Annotated in this window: 5 protein-coding genes and 4 tRNA genes; 3 read left to right on the top strand and 6 right to left on the bottom strand. The window is 42.8% G+C overall.

Translation table 11 applies throughout. From position 1 onward, the window contains the following. Window positions 1-180: 180 nt before the first annotated feature. From R7Z47_RS23860 to R7Z47_RS23845, 4 genes are all read right to left on the bottom strand, one after another. Window positions 181-256, bottom strand: a tRNA-Thr gene (locus R7Z47_RS23860). A gap of 13 nt (window positions 257-269) precedes the next feature. After that, window positions 270-344 (bottom strand) — tRNA-Gly (locus tag R7Z47_RS23855). A 35-nt stretch (window positions 345-379) separates the two neighbouring features. Beyond that, a tRNA-Tyr gene (locus R7Z47_RS23850) sits at window positions 380-464 on the bottom strand. Window positions 465-500: 36 nt separating this feature from the next. After that, window positions 501-576: transfer RNA gene (locus R7Z47_RS23845), tRNA-Thr, on the bottom strand. Between the two features lie 205 nt (window positions 577-781). On the opposite strand from R7Z47_RS23845, the gene coaA reads away from it, so the two are divergent. Next, window positions 782-1,705, top strand: a complete 924-nt coding sequence (coaA, locus tag R7Z47_RS23840; RefSeq protein ID WP_005388683.1) for a type I pantothenate kinase — start codon at window positions 782-784, stop codon at window positions 1,703-1,705. 7 nt (window positions 1,706-1,712) lie between these two features. Here coaA and birA read toward each other — a convergent pair whose 3' ends face one another. Together birA and murB are read right to left on the bottom strand one after the other, a co-directional pair. After that, window positions 1,713-2,678 (bottom strand): bifunctional biotin--[acetyl-CoA-carboxylase] ligase/biotin operon repressor BirA, encoded by a 966-nt coding sequence (gene birA / locus R7Z47_RS23835; RefSeq protein ID WP_167415510.1) that lies wholly within the window; start codon window positions 2,676-2,678, stop codon window positions 1,713-1,715. After that, on the bottom strand, window positions 2,675-3,718 hold the full coding sequence (murB, locus tag R7Z47_RS23830; protein WP_262607152.1) for a UDP-N-acetylmuramate dehydrogenase: 1,044 nt from the start codon (window positions 3,716-3,718) through the stop codon (window positions 2,675-2,677). Before murB ends, birA begins: the two co-directional genes overlap by 4 nt. Window positions 3,719-3,819: 101 nt before the next feature. On the opposite strand from murB, the gene R7Z47_RS23825 reads away from it, so the two are divergent. After that, on the top strand, window positions 3,820-4,251 hold the full coding sequence (locus R7Z47_RS23825; RefSeq protein ID WP_017821963.1) for a GNAT family N-acetyltransferase: 432 nt from the start codon (window positions 3,820-3,822) through the stop codon (window positions 4,249-4,251). A 71-nt stretch (window positions 4,252-4,322) separates the two neighbouring features. Then, window positions 4,323-5,663, top strand: a complete 1,341-nt coding sequence (pssA, locus tag R7Z47_RS23820; RefSeq protein WP_262607153.1) for a CDP-diacylglycerol--serine O-phosphatidyltransferase — start codon at window positions 4,323-4,325, stop codon at window positions 5,661-5,663. Window positions 5,664-6,380: the final 717 nt, after the last annotated feature.

Genomic DNA, 6,380 nt, shown 5'->3' with positions numbered 1-6,380 from the left:
TGTTTTACCGTGGTCAACGTGGCCGATAGTACCAACGTTAACGTGCGGTTTCGTACGTTCAAATTTTTCTTTAGACATGAGTGGTCCCTCTAGGTACGGATTTAGGTGGCCCAAATTGACCACGCAACCAAAAAAAGATAATTGGTAAATCTAATATCAAAAGGAAATAAACTTGAGAGCTGGTGCTGATAGGCAGACTCGAACTGCCGACCTCATCCTTACCAAGGATGCGCTCTACCACCTGAGCTATATCAGCACTCAAATTAGAGTGGAGCGGGCAGCGGGAATCGAACCCGCATCATCAGCTTGGAAGGCTGAGGTAATAGCCATTATACGATGCCCGCAACACGTAACTCTGAGAGCTATTTCCTAAAGAATATGGTGGAGGGGGACGGATTCGAACCATCGAAGGCAGTGCCGGCAGATTTACAGTCTGCTCCCTTTGGCCACTCGGGAACCCCTCCAAATTTTCAAGCCATTCAGACTACTAAAGGAAAGAATGGTGCCGACTACCGGAATCGAACTGGTGACCTACTGATTACAAGTCAGTTGCTCTACCTACTGAGCTAAGTCGGCATAAGTGGTGCGCATTCTATTGAATGATTTTCTAGGTTGCAATAGTAATTTGAAAAAAAATCATAAATTTCGATTTTTTAGATTCGTTTGCTGCAAATTCGTACAAACTTAGCTTTTTTAAAGTAAACTTCGACCTTTGTCGTTTGCTTTGAAGTTCGCTTGATGTATGTTCTTGCTTCTATTAAACCAAGGATAAAAGAGACCCATGAGTCCATTTTTGTCATTTGACCGTGCAAATTGGGCCGAGTTAAGAAACTCTGTACCGATGACACTTTCTGAAGACGACTTGACTGCGCTTCAGGGCATTAATGAAAACCTAACCATGGAGGAAGCGGTAGAGATCTACCTTCCTTTGTCTCGTCTTTTGAATCTGTATGTCCAGGCTCGTCAAAGCCGCAATTCCGTATTACAACAATTCTTAAATACAGAGGAACATGCTCCCCCTTTCGTAATTGGTATCGCTGGCAGTGTTGCTGTAGGCAAAAGTACGACTGCTCGTATTCTAACGGCATTGCTTTCTCGTTGGGAGAATCATCCCAAAGTGTCCTTGGTTACAACAGATGGCTTCCTATATCCGAAAAAAGTACTAGAAGAACGCGGTATCATGCATCGTAAAGGCTTCCCAGAATCCTATGATATCAAGCGCTTAGTCGAGTTCATGTCTGACGTAAAGGCAGGAAAGCCCGATCTTGAAGTACCCATCTACTCTCACATCACGTATGACATTACTGATGAACTAAGGAAAGTGGATAGACCGGATGTTCTTATTATTGAAGGTTTAAACGTTCTGCAAAGTGGAATGGACTATCCACATGACCCGCATCGTGTCTTCGTCTCTGACTTTTTAGATTTTTCAATTTATGTCGACGCAGAAACAGAGACCATTGAACATTGGTACGTAGAACGCTTTTTAAAGTTTCGCCAAGGGGCCTTTACGAAACCAGGCTCTTATTTTAGCCACTACACACAACTCTCTGTCGATGACGCAAAGAAAAAAGCAAAGCAAATTTGGCATGATATTAATGGGCTCAATTTAGAATTGAATATTCTTCCAACTCGTGAGAGAGCCCACTTGATTCTACACAAAGGCGTTAACCACTTGGTTGATAAAGTCTCGTTGCGAAAGTAATCGAAGCTTAGTCACTTTTACGCAACGAGATTTCACCACCAATATAAGTCTCTAGTCCTTGGGAGGTTTCGATTAATATTCCACCTTGATGATCGATGCCTCGAACGACGCCATGTACCTCTCTAGGCCCAATAAGCAGTTTGACCTGACGATTAAGGAAATTGTCTAACCGATTCCAACGTTCGATAAAGCCAGTAAGTCCTTTCATTTCATATTCGACAAGTGCGGAATTCCAATGCTTAATAAGAGTCATTGCTAGAACATTTCTATCGATCTTGAGACTCTGATTTACTTGGTTCAACGTGGTCCATGGCTGGTCAATCTCAGGCTGGTCGTCAGGCATTCCAATATTCAGGCCCATCCCAATCACTAGATGAGCAGCCCCACCGGCCTGACCCGACATTTCAACCAAGATTCCGGCCAGTTTTTTATCTTGATAATACAAGTCATTCGGCCACTTGAGTTTAACACCTTGCATGCCTACTTCTTCCAGAGCTTCCACTGCGGCAATCCCAATCACCAAGCTCAAGCCCATTGCCGCAGCCATTCCTGCATCCAGTCGCCAATACATAGAGATATATAAGTTAGAGCCAAACGGTGAGACCCATTGTCTACCGCGGCGACCACGCCCTTGTGCTTGATATTCAGCAATACAAACACGGCCCTTTTCCGAATCCGCGACTCTGTCGAGCAAATATTGATTCGTTGAGTCAATCACAGGGACGAGTTCAACAAGTGACTCCGAGCTAGTGGTAAGGAGAGTCTCGTCTAACAACTGCAATGGTGAGGCTAATTGGTAACCGCGCCCTTGCACTCGATAAATATCAATACCCCATTCACTAAGACCTTTAATGTGCTTAGCGATTGCCGCTCTAGAAACATTAAGATCGTCGCCCAACGCTTCTCCTGAATGAAACTCTCCATCACTTAATAACTTTAGAATATGAAGTTTCGTAGAGTGATCTTTTCTCATCTAGATGCCTCGATCTGAGCCAAATTGGTCTCCCCGGTACGATTGAGAAAGCGTACTTCATGCTCAAGTATGATTTGGTATTTGTCCCATACTGTATGCTTCACTAAAGAAGCAAGCGCGACAATGTCATCAGCACTACAATTATCTATGTTGGTCAAAACCAAAGCTTGCATAGGGTTGACCTGCGCACCGTGTACAGACTTCCCTTTTAATCCACACTGATCAATAAGCCAACCAGCAGCAATTTTCATTCCTCCTGAAGCTGGGTAGGCCACTACGTTAGGGTATTTTTTTGTGAGTCGATCATAGTGATCTTGTGTGATCACTGGGTTTTTAAAGAAACTACCTGCGTTACCTATCTTGGTTGGATCTGGCAGTTTTGCCTTTCGCACTTGGCATACTCGTTCGAAGATAGAAGCAGGGCTGAGTTGTTCTTCTGGGATACTTTGTAAAGGGCCGTACTGGTTAATCGGCTGCCATTGCTTCGCCAACTTAAGCCCTAATGCGGTGATAAAGCACTTTCCGTGCAACGCATGTTTAAATATGGAATCCCTATAGGCAAAATCACAGTCTTGGGCGTGCATTCTTTTGTTTTCAAACGTAGTTAGATCAAGAACATCTACATAATCACAGATGTCTTTTAGCTCTAGGCCATACGCACCAATGTTCTGAATAGGAGCCGAGCCAGCACAACCTGGAATCAAAGCTAAGTTCTCGATCCCACCGATCCCCTGATTCACACACCAGGAAACCAATTCAGGCCAATCTTCACCACCGGCAATATGTAATAGGTAATGCTCATCCGTTTCCGTGACTTCTTTACCCATGATTCGATTAACAATCACTAATCCCTCAAAATGTTCTGTAAAAAGAACATTACTTCCTTTACCTAAAAAAAGTTTCGGTAAATGGGTGAATCTTGGGTTTTGAAATAGCTCAATAACATCTTCAAGCGACTCAACGATAGCTAAATAGGAACACGATTGTTCAATTCCAAAAGTATGGTAAGCCTTTAGGCTCGCATTTGTTTTAATTTGCATAGTAGGTTTGCAACACCAGATAAGATTCTCTTAAACTGTCGACATTCTACATTAGTTATCTTTTAACCGCAGTGACAATACCAGACTCATTAATCATAGAAGTGTTAAATCCCATCAAGCTCCCCCTCATTAAGAAACTATACAAAGCGTATTACCCTGCGGGTCGAGCCAAAAAGGATGAATTGATCATTACAGCAAGCCATAAGGGTGAAATCATTGCGTTACTACGTTTAAAAAGTGTAGATAAAGTTCGTCTGTTGACAGGAATGTTGGTCATTCCGAAAGTTAGGGGAACAGGAATTGGAAAAAAACTACTAACTCATTGTAAAAACAATGTTTTCACTGATGGCGATTATTGCTTCGCGTTTACACATCTCGAATCCTATTATTCCAAGCATGGATTCACAACAATTGATTGCTCTGAGCTACCACACCCGCTAAAAATGGCATTTCAACGTTATGTAGATAGCGGTAAAGATCTCATTCCAATGCAATTCATCTCTTCAACGACATCAAAACGCGTGCTTTTGTAGCCAGGTAAATCATATCTTTGATAAAATGGCAGGTTCGCAATATTGCACTAAACTAAGGTACTCATACCGATATGATAGTAAGTAGGAATCCATTCGAACAGTTGCCAAGTCTCGCTGTCAATCCGGAAGACTTTGATGTTCTATATTCAGCAGAATCATTCAGAACCCGTCTTTTAGATGCTATCAGCAAAGCAACGTCGCGAATTTACCTAGTCGCTCTATATCTGGAAGATGATGAAGCTGGACGTGAAATTCTCACTGCGCTTTATGAAGCGAAACAGCGCAACCCTGGGTTGGACATCAATATCTGTGTCGACTGGCATCGAGCGCAGCGTGGCCTGATTGGCGCGGAGACATCTGAGGGTAATTCAGCGCTTTACAAAGCATATGCCAGTAAGTACCAACACCCAATCCCTGTCTATGGCATACCAGTGCGTGGCAGAGAAGTTTTTGGGGTACTGCATTTAAAAGGCTTCATTGTCGATGATACTGTTATCTACAGTGGGGCGAGCTTAAATAACGTTTATCTCCATTATCATGAACGTTATCGATTTGATCGTTACCATGTGATTCGACATGAATCTTTAGCGAATTCAATGGTGCAATTCATTCAGGAAGAAATGATTGCTCACCCTGCCGTTAATGATCTTGCAGGAAAAGATAAGCCAGAAACCAAAGAAATAAAGTCGGCGATTCGCCAACTGAGGGCTTCTCTTGCTCAAGCCAACTATAAGTTTGAAGACCAAGCTGCAACAGAAGAAAGCGTAAAAGTCACTCCGTTAGTTGGGCTAGGCAAACGCCGTAATCTGCTCAATCAACAGATTGTAAAGTTATTGGCAGCAGCCCAAGACGAAATTTTCATTTGTACGCCTTACTTTAACTTCCCTAAAGCACTTCATCGTGAAGTGAAACGAGCCATGAAGCGTGGTGTGAAAGTAACGATTGTTGTGGGTGATAAAACCGCCAACGACTTTTACATTGCACCGGAGGAAGACTTTAAAACCATTGGCGGACTTCCATATCTTTACGAAGTGAATTTGCGTCGCTTTGCGAAAGCCAATGAAGCGAATGTCGCCGCACGTAAATTGTCAATTCACCTATGGAAGCATGACAATAACAGCTTCCACCTTAAGGGTATTTGGGTTGATAAACGCTATATGCTACTTACTGGGAATAACCTAAATCCACGTGCTTGGTCACTCGACCTAGAAAATGGGCTACTCATACAAGACAATTATGCGAAGCTCACTGAGAAGTTTGAAGACGAAGTTTCGCGTATTCTTGAGCATACTCACCTTATCTGTACTTATAAGCAATTAGAGAAAGTAGAAGACTATCCTATAGGGGTACAGCGACTGGTCAGAAAAATCACCCGCCTAAAGGCAGATGGTGTTTTAAAACGTATTCTTTAGACATCATTTCTCGCTCTAAAGTACGTCGAGATTTTTATACTAAGCCAACCGCTTTAGCAGTTGGCTTTTTCATATAATCCATTTGGAATACTTAACTATTTTCTAGTACCGCTAGTGAGCACATAACCACTTAGATCTAGAGCGACTCTCTTAATGGGTTTGAGCTTTGACGTTTGTGAGTATTCCGCATAGCTTACAGTCTCGAGCTAAGCTACCCCTCTCTGTTCTGGCGCTTCTTACCCTTTGGCGATATATTTTTTCTGAGACTCATCAAATGTTCAGCGTCGAAAATCATCACCTCGCTAATGAAGAGCTCCTTCAATCTTTCACCTTCCAATTCTTTTCAAGTCGTTTGATTTTTGAGCCAGGAGAAATGGGGTATATATGACGCTTTTCTGGATTATGCGCACAATTCGTTTTTTCTTTCTCATCAAGATTCAAGCCGTTGAACGCCTTTGAATACCATAGATTACTTAGGCTTGTTTGTAGGTCATATTGCCTTTCCACAGCATCAACGGCCTATAATTAAAGCCTAGTGTGTAATTACGCAGAGTTCGCTTAGTAGGGATTATGTGAAATAGTCTAGTTAGGTGTATAAACACTCTTCAGGGAAACGTCGCAGTAGAAACGAAAAAAGCCCCAGTCTTTCGACTGAGGCTTAATATAAGTGGCGGAGTGGACGGGACTCGAACCCGCGACCCCCGGCGTGACAGGCCG

The sequence above is a fragment of the Vibrio sp. 1641 genome (genome assembly GCF_033339995.1).
GTDB classification, from domain to species: domain Bacteria; phylum Pseudomonadota; class Gammaproteobacteria; order Enterobacterales; family Vibrionaceae; genus Vibrio; species Vibrio alginolyticus.
This window is presented reverse-complemented; position numbering and strand designations above follow the sequence as displayed.

Bases quoted from the DNA above. Each gene is read 5' to 3' on its own strand.
- coaA (WP_005388683.1), top strand. From the start codon at position 782: ATGAGTCCATTTTTGTCATTTGACCGTGCAAATTGGGCCGAGTTAAGA.
- birA (WP_167415510.1), bottom strand. From the start codon at position 2,678: ATGAGAAAAGATCACTCTACGAAACTTCATATTCTAAAGTTATTAAGT.
- murB (WP_262607152.1), bottom strand. From the start codon at position 3,718: ATGCAAATTAAAACAAATGCGAGCCTAAAGGCTTACCATACTTTTGGA.
- pssA (WP_262607153.1), top strand. From the start codon at position 4,323: ATGATAGTAAGTAGGAATCCATTCGAACAGTTGCCAAGTCTCGCTGTC.